Origin of the sequence: Mycobacterium sp. 852002-51057_SCH5723018 (assembly GCF_001667035.1) — a bacterium.
Lineage (GTDB): Bacteria > Actinomycetota > Actinomycetes > Mycobacteriales > Mycobacteriaceae > Mycobacterium.
Genome location: NZ_LZIR01000040.1, coordinates 108,765 through 124,704, shown reverse-complemented (window position 1 = coordinate 124,704; position 15,940 = coordinate 108,765). Strand labels below are relative to the sequence as shown.

Below are 15,940 nucleotides of genomic sequence, written 5' to 3'. Positions count from 1 at the left end.
GTGCTAGTCCTAGCCCAAAGCCATTGGAAGAACGGAGCGCAGCGTGAGAAGGTCGACATGGACCGTGACAGCGCTTGCCGTCGCGACGGCCGCCAGCGCGGGAAGCATCGCCAGCCCGGAGCGCGTGCCCGCGTGGTACTCGCTGCTCCGCAAGCCGCCCTACCAGCCGCCCGGCGCCGCATTCCCGGTGGTGTGGACGTTGCTCTACGCCGACATAGCGGTCACGTCCGCGGTGGTCATCGACCAGTTTCGGACCGCACGGCGGCCCGACCGGGCCCAGCGCTACGCCGTGGCGCTGGGCGTGAACCTGCTGTTGAACGCCGGATGGAGTTGGCTCTTCTTCCGGTATCACAAGCTCGGTGCCTCCGCGCTCGGCGCCGCGGTGTTGACGGCGAGCAGTGCCGATCTGGTGCGTCGCGCCGCGGACGCCGACCGGCGAGCCGCGGCGGCGCTGTCGCCCTATCCGCTGTGGTGCGCGTTCGCGACGGTCCTGGCCAGTGATATCTGGCGGCGCAACCGCTAGGGCACCCAATCATGCCGTCGCTGTTGCGGTTTCGCGCGACCGAAGGCCGGCCGATCACCCGGGCCGAAATGTTCGACCCGTCCGGCGATGACGTCCACCAATCTCCGCACATCACCGCCGCCGCGCAGGATTGACGAATTCCCCTATCCCGAAGATGGTCGGCATGCAAATACCTGAAGGGCGTCCAGGGCGCGACGCTGCGTTGCGAACTCACCGACGGCGCCCAGAAGTACGGCATCAACGTGACCGTCACCGGCGTCGACGCCGGCGACGTCAACTTCGATTTCAAGGTCGACGACCAGCCCGAAACGGTGAGCCGCTAGTGCGACGCCTTCTTGCGTTCGATGTCGGCTAGTGCCGCGGCCAGCTCCGCGCGCTGCGCGGCCGAGCTTTCCCAGGACAGCTGCCGGTTCTTGACCACCTTGGCCGGCGCGCCGACCGCGATCGAATAGTCGGGGACGACGCCGCGCACCACCGCGTGCGAGCCCAGCACGCAGCCGCGCCCGATGGACGTGCCGCGCAGCACCGTCGCCTTGACCCCCACCCAGGTGTCGGGCCCGATCCGCACCGGCGACTTGATGATGCCCTGATCCTTGATCGGCAGGTTGATGTCGTCCATGCGGTGGTCGAAATCGCAGACGTAGCACCAGTCAGCCATCAGCACCGAATCGCCGAGCTCGATGTCGAGGTAGCAGTTGATGACGTTGTCGCGGCCGAGCACCACCTTGTCGCCGAAGCGCAGCGAACCCTCGTGGGCGCGGATGGTGTTCTTGTCCCCGATGTGCACCCAGCGGCCGATCTCCAGCTCCGCCAGTTCCGGTGTCGCGTGGATCTCCACGCCCTTGCCGAGAAACACCATTCCCCGGGTGATGATGTGCGGGTTGGCCAGCTTGAACTTCAGCAGCCGCCAGTAGCGCACCAGGTACCACGGGGTGTAGGCGCGGTTGGCCAGCGCCCACCTCAGCGAGGCCAGGGTGAGGAACTTGGCCTGGCGCGGGTCCCGCAGGTTTGACCCACGCCACCGGCGATGGAGCGGGGCCCCCCACATGCTCGTCATGGCCGAAAAGCCTAACGGAGGCGCTACGGGTTACCCTCACCTGTACTCGATCGCCGATCGTGCCCACCACCCCGCGGAAGGACTTGGAAACCCGAGGTGCTTGCCCGACATCTCCCGCGTGGGCTTCGGCGTTGGTCATCGGCGGCGCTGGCGGGCGCGCTCGCCGTCGGGCTCGGCATCGGGGTCGGCGGATGCGGCAACACCGACTCGTGGGTCGACTCGTCGGCCGCGCAGGGCTGGCCCGCGCAATACGCCGACGCCGCCAACAGCGGATACACCGCGACGAGCGGCGCCTCCAAGCTGTCGCTGCGGTGGACGCGCTCGGTCAAGGGCAGTTTGGCGGCCGGCCCGGCGCTGAGCTCGCGCGGTTATCTCGCGCTCAACGCGCAGACGCCGGGCGGATGCTCGCTGTTTGAGTGGGAGAACGACAACAACGGCCGGCAGCGCTGGTGTGTCCGGCTGTTCCAGGGCGGCGGGTTCGCCGGCCCGCTGTTCGACGGCTTCGACAACCTCTACGTCGGTCAACCGGGGGCCTTCCTCTCGTTTCCGCTGACGCAGTGGACGCGCTGGCGCAAGCCGGTGATCGGGATGCCCGCCACCCCCCGGTTCCTCGGGCAGGGCCAGCTGCTGGTCGTCACCCACCTGGGCCAGGTGCTGGTTTTCGACTCCCACCGCGGCGAGGTGGTCGGCAGCCCGATGGACCTGGTGGAGGGCGTCGACCCCACCGATGCGACACGCGGGCTGGCCGATTGCGCGCCCGCCCGGCCGGGCTGCCCGGTCGCGGCGTCGCCGGCCTTCTCCGCGACCACCGGGATGGCGGTGGTGGGCCTCTGGCAGCCGGGCGCCCCCGCCGCCGGGCTGATCGGGCTGAAATACCACCCCGGGCAGACCCCCCTGCTATCCCGCGAATGGACCAGCGACGCCGTCGGCGCCGGCGTCATTGCCAGTCCGGTGTTGTCCGCCGACGGGTCGACTGTTTACGTCAACGGCCGCGACCAGCGGCTGTGGGCGCTGAAGGCCGCCGACGGGAAGGCGAAATGGTCGGTACCGCTGGGCTTTCTGGCGCAGACGCCGCCCGCGGTCACCCCGCAGGGGCTGATCGTCTCGGGCGGCGGCCCCGGCACTCGGCTGCTGGCGTTCAAGGACGCCGGCGACCACGCCGATCCGGTCTGGCGACGCGACGACGTCACCCCGCTGTCGTCGTCGAGCCTGACCGGCGGAGGCGTCGGCTATACGGTGGCCGGCGGCCCGCCGGCCGACGGCGCGCCCGGGATGTCGGTGCTCGTCTTCGACCCGTCCAACGGTCACACCCTGGGCAGCTATCCGCTGCCCGCGGCCACCGGCTATCCCGTCGGGGTGTCGGTCGGCGCGGACCGCCGGGTGGTGGCCGCCACCAGCGACGGCCAGGTCTACGGCTTGGCGCCGGCCTAGACATCGATGAGTAACCGCAGCCGGCCGGCCGGCATCGCCGCGACCATCGTCCTGCTGATCGTGCACGGCTTTTTGTTCGGCGCGACGGTCGCGCTGCTGGGCCTGCTGGTCATGGGCACCGACCCGTGCGGTTCGGTCAAGTGCGGCGACCCGGTGTGGATCGACCGGGCGATGCGGTTGGGCGTGTGGGGCGGCGCCGTCGTCCTGGTCGCCGACGTCGGCGTCGCCGTGTATCTCCTGATACGGCGCAAGCTCGCCTTCGTCGCCCCGATCGTCGGCTGCCTGGCGCAGGTCGGGCTGGCGATCGGCGCGGCGGCGATGGAGTCGCTGGCCGGCCCCGTTTAGTCCGAGATGGTGGCGACCCGCTGCGCCCGGCTACGCCACGAGGCCCTAGATCGCCAGCGGCGGAATGGCGTTGCGCGGCACCTGAGCCTGGACCGGACCGGCGAGCGCGGGCAGTATCTCGCCCGGGGCGAAGTAGAAGATCAGCTGGTCGTCGGTGATGACGAAGTTCTGGTAGTGCGACGGGTCATGCCCCGTCGACGGCAGTATCGCCACGCCCAAGGGGTTTTGGCGCTCCAGGTCATGCTGGACGATCGGGAAGATGCTGTCCAGCGGCGTGATGCCGGGCGCGAAGAGATTGTCGAACGTGATCGGCTGCTTGGCCCCGAGGTTGTAGTTGAACGCCTTGTACCAGGTGGACGGGTGGGCACCGCCCAGGTCCTGGAAGAACTTCAGCACCACGCTGCGGGTGTCGTGGGGCGGCTGGCCCGCGGTGTGCTGCTCGGTGGTGGCGACCATCTGGTAGAGCTGGTCGCGCGTCCCGGAACTCTGCGCGACGTTGACGAACCCGTCGCGGTTCTGCGTGATGTAGTCGGTCAGCGCCTGTTCGTCGGGATAGTCGGCGGGAAAAGTCAAGTTGAGCGTGTAGGTCGTGGCGGTGGTCTGCACGTGACACAACTGCCCGGCCTCGACGGCGCCGCCCAACTCGGCACACGACGGCGGGGCCGCGGCCGCCGGCCAGCCCGGCACGACCGCAGCGACCAGCACCGCCGCCGCGATCAGATAACGCATGTGGAATCGTCCTCGCCGACTGAAAGGGTTGCGCGCCTACAAGAGTGACGGCGACCAGCGTACCCGCGCGCTATCGGGAGGGACGGCACACGAAGGCCGTCGGACGGCCGGCGGGCCCGGAGCCGATGCGGGCGATGACCACCGAGAGCGCCCGGCCGCCGCGCGGCCGCAGCCGTCGCCGCAGCGCGTCGGGGTCGACACGGACACCACGGACCAGGATCTCCAGCGCCCCGCAGTCCAGCGCCGCCAGGGCCCGGCGCAGCCGGCGCTCGTCGAACGCCGCCTCCTCGAGCACCTCGAAGCCCCGCACCCCCGCCGGCAGCCGATCCCCGGACAGGTAGGCGATGTCGGGATCGAGCTGCCACAGCCCGTGCCGCGCGCCGTAGTGGCGCACCAGGCCGGCCCGGACCACGGCGCCGTCGGGGTCGACGATCCATCGCCCGGCCGGCCGCACCGGGCAGTCGTCGGGCTCGGCATCGGTGATCTCTTCGCCGCGATCCAGCACGCTCGCCCGCCGGCCGACGCCCGGACGCGCCAGCCCGGCCGACCACAGGCACGCTTCCCTAACCGAGCCGCGATACGACGTGAGCTCGATTTCGCCGTCGAAACCGAGCCGCCTGATTTGTTCGAAATCGATTCCCGGGGCGCACTTTACAACGAGGTCGCGGCCGCGGTAGGCGTCGATCAACTGGCCGAGCCCGGGTCGGTGATCCTCGAGGCGCAGGCGCCGCCGGCCGTCGCTGCGGCGGGCGGGGTCGACGAGCACCACCGCGTCGCGGGTGACCGGGTGCAGCGCGTCAGCGCGGCACAGGGCGGTGCCCTCCGGAAGGTTGTGGCGTGCCATCGCCAGCCGCACCGGGTCGATGTCGCTGCCCAGCGCCAGCACGCCCAAGGCTCGCAGCGCGGCCAGTTCGGTGCCGATCGAGCAGGTGGCATCGTGCACGGTGACGTCGGGTCCGCCCGGCCCAGCGGCCAGCCGGCGCGCCCGGTGCAGCGCCACCGGCGCCGCGGTGGCCTGCTGCAGCGCCTCGTCGGTGAACAGCCAGCTCGACACGTCACCCAACTGGCGCAGCTTCGTCTCGGCGCGCCGGCGCAGCAGCGTCGTCTCCACCAGCACCGGTGCCCGTTCGCCGAATCGGTCGCGCACCGCCGCGATGTCGGCGATCCGGGTCGCGTCGGTCAACTCCAGCGCTGCCACCGCGGCAAGCGCCGCGGCGCCCGCCTCGGACCGCAGGTAGCGAACGTCGTCGATGCCGAAGCGCGGCCCACCGGAACCGGGCTTCAGGAGGGTTTGACCCCGGTGACCATCACGTTGTAGAACCAGCCCTTCGGCGCCACGTGCCGCCACACGTTGGCGTCCACCCAGCTCAGGGCCTTCCAGCCGTTGAAGGCGAACCTCGCCCAGCCCCAGCCCAGCCGCCCGGGCGGCACCGAGGCCTCGAACGTGCGGACGGGCCAGCCGAACATGGCGGCGGTGAACTCTTCGCTGGCGGTCCGGACCTCGATCGCGCCGGCGTTGGTCGCCATCCGCTCCAGGTCCGCCGGAGTGAAGGTGTGCAGATCGACGATGGCCTCCAGGGCCGCGACGCGCGACGACTCGTCGAGCTCGCCCTGCGGCCGCCGCCAGCTCCGCAGACCCGGCAGCTTGGTGACGTTGGTGGCGACCCGCCACGTCAGGGTGGACAACTGGCGGGCGTAAGTGTCCCCGGCGCTGGTCGGCTCGCCGGCGAACACGAACCGGCCGCCCGGGCGCAGCACGCGTATCACCTCGCGCAGTGACAGCTCCACGTCGGGAATGTGATGCAGCACGGCGTGCCCGACCACCAAGTCGAAGGTGTTGTCGTCGTACGGGATGCCCTCGGCGTCGGCGACCCGGCCGTCGATGTCCAGGCCCAGCGATTGTCCGTTGCGGGTGGCGACCTTGACCATACCGGGCGACAGGTCGGTGACCGACCCGCGCCGGGCAACCCCGGACTGGATCAGGTTGAGCAGGAAAAATCCTGTGCCACAGCCTAATTCGAGGGCCCGATCGTAGGGCAGTTCCCGAATCACCTCGCCGGGCACGATGGCGTCGAACCGGCCCCGGGCGTACTCGACGCAGCGCTGGTCGTAGGAGATCGACCACTTCTCGTCGTAGGTCTCGGCCTCCCAGTCGTGGTAGAGCACCTGGGCGAGCTTGGTGTCGTGCCGCGCTGCCTCCACCTGCTCGGCGGTGGCGTGGGCTTTGGGCGCGGCGTCGGTCGAACTCGTCGTCATGCAGGGCAGCCTAACGGCCGCCCGGTTCCGGGTCGAAGACGGCGTTGATGCCGGCCTTGGCCGCGGCCAGCGCGTGCCGCGGGCCGTCGAGGAAGCGGCGCGCCCACACCGCGGCGGCGTCATACACGTCGTCGGGGGCGACCATGTCGTCGATCAGGCCCAGCGCCAGGGCCTCCTCGGCGTCGCAGAAGCGGCCGCTGAACACCAGTTCCTTGGCCTTGCTCGGCCCGGCCACCCGGCTCAGGCGGGCCATTCCGCCGCCGCCGGGGACCATGCCGGCGAGGATCTCGGTCGCCCCGAACTTGACGTTGTCACCGCTGACCCGCCAGTCGGCGGCCAGCGCCAGGGTGAGGCCGGCGCCCAACGCGTAGCCGGTGATCGCGGCCACGGTCGGCTTCGGGATCGCCGCGACGGCGTCGACGGCCTCGCGGCGCACCCGGGCCGCGACGTCGGCCTCCGGGGCGGTCAGCGTCCGCAGCTCGGGCATGTCGTCGCCGGCGGAAAAGATCTCGTGGCCGCCGAACAGGATCACCGCGGCGACGTCGTCGCGCCGCGCCAGCTCCGCTGCCGCGTCCGCGATCTCGCGGTAGACCTGCCGGCTCATCGCGTTGGTCGGCGGCCGCGATAACAGCAGCATGGCCAGGCCGGCGTCTTGCGAGCCGTCGCTGACCACTACGCTGACGAACTCCCTCAATGCCGCCACCCCATCCCGCCCGCCTTTCGCGCGCTGTGGTAGCGGTCGGAATCGAAGAACTCGAACACCCAGTTGTCGCCCTGGATCTCGACGTGCGGCTGCACGGTGACGATCTGGCGCTCGACGGCCAGCACCTCGGCGACGCTGTGGCCGGCCAGGGAATCGAGCTGCGTCCAGGTCGGCGGCAGCAGGAAGGTGCGTCCGGCGGCAAAGTCGTCGATGGCCGCCTGCGGCGTCGTCCAGCCGGCGCGGTCGGACTCGGTGTTCTCCCCGTCGGCCCGCTGCCCCTCGGGCAGGGCTCCCACAAAGAAATAGGTGTCGTACCGGCGGGTGCGCTCGGCCTCAGGGGTGACCCAATTGGCCCACGGCCGCAGCAGGTCGGATCGCAGCACCAGGTTTTCGCGGCGCAGGAAGTCGGCGAAGGACAGGGTGCCGGAGGCGAGCTCGCGGCGGGCGTCGCGGTACACCGAGGCGTCGCCCACGATGCCGTCCGAGTCGTCGGCCGGGCCCGCGAACAATACCCCCGACTCCTCGAACGTCTCGCGGGCCGCTGCGCACACCAGCGCCTCGGCCAGGTCGGCTTCGATGCCGAACCGCTGCGCCCACCAGGACGGCGGCGGCCCGGCCCACGCGATCTCGGCGTTGCGGTCGCGGTCGTCGACGCCGCCGCCGGGAAAGACCATCGTTCCCGCGGCGAACTCCATCCGCGAGTGCCGCCGCATCAGGAAGACGGCCAGCCCATCCCCGGCGTCGCGGATCAGCATTACCGTCGCGGCCGGGCGGGGAACGAGGGGCGGCTGCTCCTGCGGTGACGTCACGAAAGCCTCCTGTGGGCGGCGCGGGTGCGGATCCGGCGGGCGAAATAGCGCCCGTCGGCGACGTCGAGGGCGATCCGCTGACCGAACGTGGTGGACAGGTTCTCCGCGGTCAGCACGTCCGGCAGCAGACCCGCGGCGACCACCCGGCCCTCCGACAGCAGCATGCAGTGGCTGAAGCCGGGCGGCACCTCCTCGACGTGGTGGGTGACCAGCACCAGCGCGGGCGCATCGGGGTCGGCGGCCAGGTCGGCCAGCCGGGCCACCAACTCCTCCCGGCCGCCCAGGTCCAGGCCGGCGGCGGGTTCGTCGAGCAGCAGCAGCTCCGGGTCGGTCATCAACGCGCGGGCGATCAGCACCCGCTTGCGCTCCCCTTCCGACAGCGTCCCGTAGGTGCGGTCGGCGAGGTGCTCGGCGCCGAGGCTTTCCAGCATGTCGATCGCGCGGCGGTAGTCGACGTCGTCGTAGCGCTCCCGCCACCGACCCAGCACCGCGTAGCCGGCCGACACGACCAGGTCGCGCACCAGCTCGTCGCCGGGCACCCGCTGCGCCAGCGCCGACGAGCTCAGCCCGATCCGCGAGCGCAACTCCGAAACGTCGACCCGGCCCAGCCGCTCGCCGAGCACGAACGCGACGCCCGTCGAGGGGTGCTCGGCCGCCGCGGCGATGCGCAGCAGTGACGTCTTGCCGGCGCCGTTGGGTCCGATGATCACCCACCGCTCGTCGAGTTCCACCGCCCAATCCAGCGGCCCGACCAGGATGCGGTCGCCGCGCCGCAGCGACACATCGTGCAAGTCGATCAGCAGATCGGGGTCGGCTGGCTCGCTTGCGTTTTCGGGCACCCGACCATCGTGCCGTACCGCGACCCCGGAATCGGTGCCGGGTCGCCACCTCCCGCGCCCGGTGAAATGCGCAGCGACCCGCTGCGCCCGGCTTCGCCGCGCTTGCGATCGCTACGGGTCCGGCGGGATTTCCACCCGGCGCAGCTGGCCGTCGACGGCGTCGGCGGCCTCGATCTCGCCGCGGGTCACACCCAGCAGAAACAGCACGGTGTCCAGGTACGGGTGGCTCAACGACGCGTCGGCCACCTCACGCAGCGCGGGCTTGGCGTTGAACGCCACCCCCAACCCGGCCGCTGCCAGCATGTCGATGTCGTTGGCGCCGTCACCGACGGCGACGGTCTGCGCCATCGGCACCCCGGCCTGCTCGGCGAACTCGCGGAGCGCCTGGGCCTTGCCGGCCCGGTCGATGATCGGGCCGACGACCCGGCCGGTGAGCGTGCCGTCGACGATCTCGAGCTCGTTGGCGGCGACGAAGTCCAGCATCAGCTCCTCGGCCAGCGGCACGATGATCCGCCGGAACCCGCCCGAGACCACGCCGCAATGAAAACCCAAGCGCCGCAACGTGCGCAGCGTGGTCCGGGCGCCGGGCATCAGTTCCAGCTGATCGGCGACCTCGTCGATCACCGTGGCCGGCAGGCCCGCCAGGGTCGCCACCCGCTGCTCGAGCGATTCCGCGAAATCCAGCTCGCCGCGCATCGCGGCCTCGGTGATCGCGGCGACCGCCCCCTGGGCACCGGCCCGGGCCGCCAGCATCTCGATGACCTCACCCTGGACCAGAGTCGAGTCGACGTCGAACACGATGAGCCGCTTGGCGCGCCGTTCCAGGCTGTAGTCCTCGACCGCCACGTCGACACCCTCTTCGGGAGCGACGCGTGTCAGCGCGTTGCGCAGCAGGCCCTCGGCCCCCGGCGGCACCGAGACGCGCAGCTCCAGGCCGGTCACCGGGTAGTCGGAGACACCGCGGATGAGGTCGATGTTCACGCCCAGCTCGGCCACCTCGCGGGCCACCGCACCAAACGCCCGGGCCGTGATCGGCCTTCCCAGAACGAAGATGGTGTGCGTCGGGGGTTCGCGGATGATGGGCACGTCGTCGCTGCGCTCGATGCTGACGTCCAAACCCTTTGAGCGGATGGCGGATTCAACGTCCTCGCGCAATTCGGCGCCGTCGGCGACTTCCGGCGGACAGCACAGCAACACGCCCAGGGTCAGGCGACCGCGAATCACCACCTGTTCGACGTTGAGCAGCTCGACCCCGTGCCGCGACAGCACCTCGAAGAGCGCCGACGTCACACCTGGCTGATCCACGCCGGTGACGGTGATCAGCACCGACACCTTGAGTGGTGCGTTCACTCGCGACTCAAAGCCGTTCGGCGCCGCTACTGATCACTAGTCGCGCGATCCGGTTCGGTCCGTGGGCCGAATCCCTTCGGCGACTCCATGGCCGTGGCGTGACGCCCCACGTGCGCCTCGGCGCGCAGCCGTTCGACCATGTGCGGGTAGTGCAGCTCGAATGCCGGCCGCTCCGAACGGATCCGGGGCAGCTCGGTGAAGTTGTGCCGCGGCGGCGGGCAGCTGGTGGCCCACTCCAGCGAGTTGCCGTAGCCCCACGGGTCGTCGACGGTGACGACCTCGCCGTAGCGCCAGCTCTTGAAGACGTTCCAGACGAACGGGAACATCGACGCGCCCAGGATGAAGGCGCCGATGGTGGACACGACGTTGTACGGCTGGAAGCCGTCGGTGGGCAGGTAGTCGGCGTAGCGGCGCGGCATGCCCATGTCGCCCAGCCAGTGCTGCACCAGGAACGTGGTGTGGAAACCGATGAACGTCAACCAGAAGTGCAGCTTGCCCAGCCGCTCGTCCAGCAGCCGCCCGGTCATCTTCGGGAACCAGAAGTAGATGCCGGCGAAGGTGGAGAACACGATGGTGCCGAACAGCACGTAGTGGAAGTGCGCGACCACGAAATAGGTGTCGGTCACGTGGAAGTCCAGCGGCGGGCTGGCCAGCAGCACGCCGGTCAGGCCACCCAGCAGGAACGTGACCAGGAAGCCCACCGAGAACAGCATCGGGGTCTCAAAGGTTATCTGGCCCTTCCACATTGTGAAGGTCCAGTTGAAGAACTTGATGCCGGTCGGGACCGCGATCAGATACGTCATGAACGAAAAGAACGGCAGCAGAACGGCTCCCGTGGCGAACATGTGGTGCGCCCACACCGCCACCGACAGCGCGGCGATCGACAGCGTCGCGTAAACCAGCGTGGTGTAGCCGAAGATCGGCTTGCGCGCGAACACCGGGATCACCTCGGTGACGATGCCGAAGAACGGCAACGCGATGATGTACACCTCGGGGTGGCCGAAGAACCAGAACAGGTGCTGCCACAACAGGACCCCGCCGTTGGCAGCGTCGTAGACGTGCGCGCCCAGGTGGCGATCGGCGGCCAGCCCGAAAAGGGCCGCGGTCAGCAGCGGGAACGCGATCAGCACCAGGATCGACGTCACCAGGATGTTCCAGGTGAAGATCGGCATCCGGAACATCGTCATGCCGGGCGCGCGCATGCAGACCACGGTGGTGATCATGTTGACGCCGCCCAGGATGGTTCCCAGACCGGCGACGATCAGCCCCATGATCCACAGGTCACCGCCGGGGCCGGGCGAGTGGATCGCGTCGGTCAGCGGGGTGTAGGCGGTCCAGCCGAAGTCGGCGGCCCCACCCGGGGTGATGAAGCCGGCCGCCCCCATCGTGGCGCCGAACAGGAACAGCCAGAACGAGAGCGCGTTCAGCCGCGGGAAGGCGACGTCGGGTGCGCCGATCTGCAGCGGCAGCACCAGGTTGGCGAAGCCGAACACGATCGGGGTCGCATAGAACAGCAGCATGATCGTGCCGTGCATGGTGAACAGCTGGTTGAACTGTTCGTTCGACAAGAACTGCAGACCCGGCGCGGCCAGCTCGGTGCGCATGAGCAGCGCCAGCAGCCCACCGAGGAAGAAGAAGATGAAGCAGGCAACGCAGTACATGATGCCGATCATCTTGTGATCGGTGGTGGTGATCAGCTTGTAGACGAGGTTCCCTTTGGGACCGGTCCGGGCCGGGTAGGGACGGACGGCCTCGAGTTCTCCCAACGGCGGGGCTTCGGCTGTCAACAGCTCCTCCAAACATCGTCGGACAGGGGCCCGAACCCAGTAATGACTCGAATCTTAGCCTCCGAAGAACTCGCCGTCAGGGGCAGTCCTACAAACTGTCGTAAGTGGCTCCGACGTCGCCGGATGTTAGCGTCGGACCCGTGCTGGGCAGGCGATCGATCGTGGCCGCGACCGCCGTGGCCGCGGTGCTAGTCGTGGCCTGCGGCGGTTGCGGCTCGGCAAATCCCGGCCCCAAGGCGTCGACCCCGTCGCTGGTCACGCCCACCACCCAAGTCGCCGGCGCCGGGGTGCTCGGCAACGACCGCAAGCCCGACGAGTCGTGCGCGCGGGACGCCGCCGCGGCCGACCCCGGGCCGCCGACCCGGCAGGCCCGCAACGCGGCCGGGATCACCCCCGACACGGTCCAGGTGCCCGCCGAACCGCGGCGCATCGTGGTGCTCTCCGGTGACCAGCTCGACGCGCTGTGCGCGCTGGGCCTGCAATCGCGGGTGGTCGCCACGGCCCTGCCGGACGGCACCACGAGTCAGCCGTCCTACCTGGGCAACGCGGTGCACGGCCTGCCCGGCGTCGGCACCCGCAGCAACCCCGACGTGGGCGGCATCGCCGCGGCCCACCCCGACCTGATCCTGGGATCGGTCGGGTTGACGCCGACGCTGTATCCGCGGCTGGCCGGGATCGCCCCGGCGGTGTTCACCGGGCCACCCGGCGCTGCCTGGCAGGACAACCTGCGCGGCGTCGGGGCGGCCACGGCGCGCACCGCCGCCGTCGACGCGCTGCTCACCGGCTTCACGCAGCGGGCCACCCAGATCGGGGGCGCCCACGACGCGTCACACTTCCAGGCGTCGATCGTCCAGCTGACCACCAGCACCATCCGGGTGTACGGGGCCAACAACTTTCCGGCCAGCGTGCTCGGCGCGGTCGGGGTGGACCGGCCGGCCGCGCAGCGGTTCACCGACAAGCCCTATATCGAGTTCGGCGCCACCGACGTCGATCTGGCGAAGAATCCCGACCTATCCGCAGCCGACGCCGACGTCGTCTACGTATCGTGCGCCACACCGGCCGCCGCCGAGCGCGCCGCGACCGTCCTGGACAGCGGCCCCTGGCGCAAGCTGTCCGCCAACCGGGACAACCGGGTTTACGTCGTCAACGACGAGATATGGCAAACCGGCGAGGGATTGATCGCGGCCCGCGGGATCGTCGACGACCTGCGCCTGGTCAACGCCCCGATCAACTAGCCGCCCGAGCGGCCGGCCGGCAAACGTCGGCATAAGCTGGCACCCGGGGCCGTCCGCACCCGCCAAGTGGCCCGAGAACATTACCTTAGCTAAACTTCTTGAGGACGTAAGACGACGTAACCACATCGAAGAGGGATTTTCATGAGCACAGTTTCGGCCTACGCCGCCACCGCGGCGACCGAGCCGCTGACCAAGACCACCATCGAGCGCCGCGACACCGGCCCGCGCGACGTCGTGATCGAGATCAAGTACGCCGGGATCTGCCACTCGGACATCCATACCGTCAAAGCCGAATGGGGACAACCGAATTACCCCGTCGTGCCCGGCCACGAGATCGCCGGCGTGGTGATCGAGGTCGGGTCCGAGGTCACCAAGCACAAGGTCGGTGACCATGCCGGGGTGGGCTGCATGGTGAACTCCTGCGGTCAGTGCAGCAGCTGTAAGGCCGGGCTGGAGCAGTACTGCAAGCCCGGCGCGACCTTCACCTACAACTCGATCGACAAGGACGGGTCCTCGACGCAGGGCGGCTATAGCCAGGCGATCGTCGTCGACGAGAACTTCGTCGTGCGCATCCCCGACTCGTTGCCGCTGGACAAGGCGGCGCCGCTGCTGTGCGCCGGCATCACGCTGTATTCGCCCCTGCGGCACTGGAAGGCCGGGGAAAACACGCGGCTGGCCGTTGTCGGTTTGGGCGGGCTCGGGCACATGGGCGTCAAGTTAGGCGCGGCGCTGGGCGCCGAGGTGTCCGTGCTGTCGCAGTCGCTGAAGAAGATGGAGGACGGGCTGCGGTTGGGCGCCAAGCACTACTACGCCACCGCCGATCCGGAAACCTTCCGCACGTTGCGCGGCAGCTTCGACCTGATCCTCAACACCGTGTCGGCCAACCTGAACCTTGGCGACTACCTGAACCTGCTGGACGTCGACGGCACGCTCGTCGAGCTCGGCATCCCCGAGCACCCGATGGAGGTGCCGGCGTTCCCGCTGGCTATGGCGCGGCGCAGCCTGTCCGGTTCCAACATCGGCGGGATCGCCGAGACGCAGGAGATGCTGGACTTCTGTGCCGAGCACGACGTCACGCCCGAGATCGAGCTGATCGAGCCCGACTACGTCAACGAGGCCTACGAGCGGGTGCTCGCCAGCGACGTGCGCTACCGCTTCGTGATCGACATCTCACGCTTGTGACGGCGTCTTGCAGATCTCCTCGGCGGCTTCGGCGTGTTCGTCACCGGGAACAACCTCGCTGACGTCGATGCCGGCCAGCGGCCAACCGGCGGCGGCCAGTATGGCGGCGACCCGTATGACGTCCTCCCGTCCGGGGTCGGCGTGCGTCGTCTTGGTGATGAACTCGGAGATCTCTTCTTTGCCGATCGGCCCGTCCGCGTCGCCGCGGTGCTTCGCGATGATGTTGTGCACAACTTCTTCGAGCTGTTCCTCGGTCAGCGGTGTGCTGCGCAAGAGGGCGAACAGTGCCACTTGGTCCGGTCCAGGGACGCCCTGGGGGTAGCCGACGTCCAGCCAGCGGATCACCGAGCGGAGGAATTGGGCATGCTTGTGAGACGCGTGGGTTGAGGTCACCCCATTAGTGTCACGGCTCTGGCGCGACCGTGGCGTCGCAGCGCGCCCAATTCACGCGTCGTTCATCAGCCGATCAAAAGCCCGGTCACACGCGCTGGGCCCTCATATCCATGTCGATCGTGCCCTGGCACGCGCCGCTCAAGATGTTGGTGTGCATGGTGCCGGCAAGCGAGCCGTCGGGCTGGGGCGTGTAACGCACGTCGGAATGGGCAGGATTCCACTGGATCGTGGTGTCAGGCATCATGCAGTCCCATTGGAAATCGCTGTGTTGCACCCAGGACGACCCATCCCAGGTGAACTGGACCGGTTGCGGGACCGTCGGGTTGCTCGGCGGAGGGCCGCTGACGATTGTGGCGACGCATGTTCCGTTCGTACAGCTCGAGCGGAATCCGTAGGTATCGGTGTGCTGTACCTCGGGGTCACCGACCGCCATGCTGGTCCCCGACTTAGGACCGACCATGAACGTGATCGCGTACTGGCCGTTCCAGGACGCAGCGTCGGCGGAGGCGGTAGGGGCGAGGAACAGGGCCGTCGCGAGCGGCGCGGCGCACAAACCGACGAGACTGCTCAGAGCGTGTGGGGACATCGTTTCTCCTCAGGGTCCCCGTCCCCATCTCCATAGTGTTATGCCGCGCCGCGCTCCGACAAGCGCGGATGTCAGAAGTCCCAGTCCTCGCCTGATCCCGCGCCTGCTCATCGGCTGTTCTCGTCGCGCAGAGCTTGCATCGCCAAGTTGTTGATCAACTGCCGGCCAGCAGCGGTGCGTAACTGAGGCAGCATCGCGGAGACGACACCGGCGGCGGTGAGCGCGAGGCGTACCAGACCGTCGGGCGCCGTGGCTGCGTCGCGGAGCACCTCATACTCGGCGCCGGGATCCCCCGAATGTTGTGCCATGGACATCCGGGCCACGAGCCGGTTGTCACGGTCGAGACCGATCTCGTCGTCGGTAGACGCCAAGGTCAGGGTTTCACCGATCTCCGCGACTTCGTCCGGTTCGCAGAGCTGAGCCACCAGTTGCCACAGGATCGACACGGTGGCGCGGATCAGCTGTGGCAGCCGGCCAGCCGGGATGACTTCATCGTCGACGATGACGCGCATGCCCGCTTCGTCGCCACGCTCGCCGTGCTGGATGAGCGCCAATGCGCGACGGAAGTCTGCCGCACCCACATCGTCGTCACTGCTCATTCCACACATCCTGCCCGCCATACGGACGCCCCAGAAAGGGGGCGGCGGCGCTTTGGCACGGTTACAACGGCCCCTCTGGCTGCGACCGATGCAGGTCAGGCCTGAGGTTGCTTACA

General features: G+C 69.3%; 17 protein-coding genes and 2 pseudogenes. 7 read left to right on the top strand and 12 right to left on the bottom strand.

Annotated elements, in window-relative coordinates:
• The first annotated feature begins 43 nt into the window (after nucleotides 1-43).
• From A5764_RS09735 to A5764_RS28210, 3 genes and pseudogenes are all read left to right on the top strand, one after another.
• Nucleotides 44-523: a TspO/MBR family protein gene (locus tag A5764_RS09735; protein ID WP_067112227.1), complete on the top strand. Its 480-nt coding sequence runs from the start codon at nucleotides 44-46 to the stop codon at nucleotides 521-523.
• A gap of 11 nt (nucleotides 524-534) precedes the next feature.
• The gene (locus A5764_RS29680; RefSeq protein WP_255361073.1) at nucleotides 535-657 is read left to right on the top strand and encodes a hypothetical protein; all 123 of its coding nucleotides are present in this window, start codon (nucleotides 535-537) and stop codon (nucleotides 655-657) included.
• 39 nt (nucleotides 658-696) lie between these two features.
• A pseudogene (locus tag A5764_RS28210) lies at nucleotides 697-846 on the top strand (DUF4333 domain-containing protein); the annotation flags it as partial.
• Here A5764_RS28210 and A5764_RS09730 read toward each other — a convergent pair.
• The gene (locus A5764_RS09730) at nucleotides 843-1,580 is read right to left on the bottom strand and encodes an acyltransferase (RefSeq protein WP_067112224.1); all 738 of its coding nucleotides are present in this window, start codon (nucleotides 1,578-1,580) and stop codon (nucleotides 843-845) included. The pseudogene A5764_RS28210 and the gene A5764_RS09730 overlap by 4 nt on opposite strands.
• A gap of 147 nt (nucleotides 1,581-1,727) precedes the next feature.
• Here A5764_RS09730 and A5764_RS09725 point away from each other — a divergent pair, with 147 nt between their 5' ends.
• Nucleotides 1,728-3,011, top strand: coding sequence for a PQQ-binding-like beta-propeller repeat protein (locus A5764_RS09725; protein ID WP_231989666.1), 1,284 nt, complete (start codon nucleotides 1,728-1,730; stop codon nucleotides 3,009-3,011).
• Nucleotides 3,012-3,017: 6 nt separating this feature from the next.
• Entirely contained in the window at nucleotides 3,018-3,356 is a 339-nt protein-coding gene (locus tag A5764_RS09720) for a hypothetical protein (RefSeq protein ID WP_067112218.1), read from the top strand.
• A gap of 45 nt (nucleotides 3,357-3,401) precedes the next feature.
• Here the strand turns inward: A5764_RS09720 and A5764_RS09715 are convergent, their stop codons facing one another.
• From A5764_RS09715 to ctaD, 8 genes and pseudogenes are all read right to left on the bottom strand, one after another.
• Nucleotides 3,402-4,085 carry an esterase gene (locus A5764_RS09715; protein ID WP_067112215.1) on the bottom strand — a complete coding sequence of 228 codons (684 nt, stop codon included), beginning with the start codon at nucleotides 4,083-4,085 and terminating at the stop codon, nucleotides 3,402-3,404.
• Nucleotides 4,086-4,155: 70 nt separating this feature from the next.
• Nucleotides 4,156-5,370, bottom strand: coding sequence for a class I SAM-dependent methyltransferase (locus tag A5764_RS09710; protein WP_231989665.1), 1,215 nt, complete (start codon nucleotides 5,368-5,370; stop codon nucleotides 4,156-4,158).
• Nucleotides 5,367-6,341 (bottom strand): class I SAM-dependent methyltransferase, encoded by a 975-nt coding sequence (locus A5764_RS09705; RefSeq protein WP_067112213.1) that lies wholly within the window; start codon nucleotides 6,339-6,341, stop codon nucleotides 5,367-5,369. Before A5764_RS09705 ends, A5764_RS09710 begins: the two co-directional genes overlap by 4 nt.
• Before the next feature lie 13 nt (nucleotides 6,342-6,354).
• Nucleotides 6,355-7,035: pseudogene (locus A5764_RS09700) on the bottom strand (enoyl-CoA hydratase); the annotation flags it as partial.
• On the bottom strand, nucleotides 7,032-7,853 hold the full coding sequence (locus A5764_RS09695; RefSeq protein ID WP_067112210.1) for an NUDIX domain-containing protein: 822 nt from the start codon (nucleotides 7,851-7,853) through the stop codon (nucleotides 7,032-7,034). The pseudogene A5764_RS09700 and the gene A5764_RS09695, both read right to left, overlap by 4 nt.
• Nucleotides 7,850-8,692, bottom strand: coding sequence for an ABC transporter ATP-binding protein (locus A5764_RS09690; RefSeq protein WP_067112207.1), 843 nt, complete (start codon nucleotides 8,690-8,692; stop codon nucleotides 7,850-7,852). Before A5764_RS09690 ends, A5764_RS09695 begins: the two co-directional genes overlap by 4 nt.
• 111 nt (nucleotides 8,693-8,803) lie before the next feature.
• Nucleotides 8,804-10,042 (bottom strand): phosphoserine phosphatase SerB, encoded by a 1,239-nt coding sequence (gene serB, locus A5764_RS09685; protein ID WP_067112204.1) that lies wholly within the window; start codon nucleotides 10,040-10,042, stop codon nucleotides 8,804-8,806.
• Between the two features lie 26 nt (nucleotides 10,043-10,068).
• Nucleotides 10,069-11,829 (bottom strand): cytochrome c oxidase subunit I, encoded by a 1,761-nt coding sequence (ctaD, locus tag A5764_RS09680; RefSeq protein ID WP_067112335.1) that lies wholly within the window; start codon nucleotides 11,827-11,829, stop codon nucleotides 10,069-10,071.
• A 158-nt stretch (nucleotides 11,830-11,987) separates the two neighbouring features.
• Between ctaD and A5764_RS09675 the strand changes: the two genes are divergently transcribed.
• Together A5764_RS09675 and A5764_RS09670 are read left to right on the top strand one after the other, a co-directional pair.
• Nucleotides 11,988-13,064, top strand: a complete 1,077-nt coding sequence (locus A5764_RS09675) for an iron-siderophore ABC transporter substrate-binding protein (RefSeq protein WP_369807297.1) — start codon at nucleotides 11,988-11,990, stop codon at nucleotides 13,062-13,064.
• 141 nt (nucleotides 13,065-13,205) lie between these two features.
• On the top strand, nucleotides 13,206-14,246 hold the full coding sequence (locus A5764_RS09670) for an NAD(P)-dependent alcohol dehydrogenase (protein ID WP_067112198.1): 1,041 nt from the start codon (nucleotides 13,206-13,208) through the stop codon (nucleotides 14,244-14,246).
• Here A5764_RS09670 and A5764_RS09665 read toward each other — a convergent pair.
• The 3 genes from A5764_RS09665 to A5764_RS09655 all read right to left on the bottom strand — a co-directional run bounded on the left by A5764_RS09665 (nucleotide 14,235) and on the right by A5764_RS09655 (nucleotide 15,824).
• Nucleotides 14,235-14,639 (bottom strand): DUF3349 domain-containing protein, encoded by a 405-nt coding sequence (locus A5764_RS09665; RefSeq protein ID WP_067112195.1) that lies wholly within the window; start codon nucleotides 14,637-14,639, stop codon nucleotides 14,235-14,237. The genes A5764_RS09670 and A5764_RS09665 overlap by 12 nt on opposite strands.
• Nucleotides 14,640-14,724: 85 nt before the next feature.
• Nucleotides 14,725-15,225 carry a hypothetical protein gene (locus A5764_RS09660; RefSeq protein ID WP_067112192.1) on the bottom strand — a complete coding sequence of 167 codons (501 nt, stop codon included), beginning with the start codon at nucleotides 15,223-15,225 and terminating at the stop codon, nucleotides 14,725-14,727.
• 107 nt (nucleotides 15,226-15,332) lie between these two features.
• Nucleotides 15,333-15,824 carry a hypothetical protein gene (locus A5764_RS09655; protein WP_067112190.1) on the bottom strand — a complete coding sequence of 164 codons (492 nt, stop codon included), beginning with the start codon at nucleotides 15,822-15,824 and terminating at the stop codon, nucleotides 15,333-15,335.
• Nucleotides 15,825-15,940 lie beyond the last annotated feature (116 nt).

Bases quoted from the DNA above. Each gene is read 5' to 3' on its own strand.
- A5764_RS29680 (WP_255361073.1), top strand. From the start codon at position 535: ATGCCGTCGCTGTTGCGGTTTCGCGCGACCGAAGGCCGGCCGATCACC.
- A5764_RS09730 (WP_067112224.1), bottom strand. From the start codon at position 1,580: ATGACGAGCATGTGGGGGGCCCCGCTCCATCGCCGGTGGCGTGGGTCA.
- A5764_RS09720 (WP_067112218.1), top strand. From the start codon at position 3,018: ATGAGTAACCGCAGCCGGCCGGCCGGCATCGCCGCGACCATCGTCCTG.
- A5764_RS09715 (WP_067112215.1), bottom strand. From the start codon at position 4,085: ATGCGTTATCTGATCGCGGCGGCGGTGCTGGTCGCTGCGGTCGTGCCG.
- A5764_RS09705 (WP_067112213.1), bottom strand. From the start codon at position 6,341: ATGACGACGAGTTCGACCGACGCCGCGCCCAAAGCCCACGCCACCGCC.
- A5764_RS09670 (WP_067112198.1), top strand. From the start codon at position 13,206: ATGAGCACAGTTTCGGCCTACGCCGCCACCGCGGCGACCGAGCCGCTG.
- A5764_RS09660 (WP_067112192.1), bottom strand. From the start codon at position 15,225: ATGTCCCCACACGCTCTGAGCAGTCTCGTCGGTTTGTGCGCCGCGCCG.
- A5764_RS09655 (WP_067112190.1), bottom strand. From the start codon at position 15,824: ATGAGCAGTGACGACGATGTGGGTGCGGCAGACTTCCGTCGCGCATTG.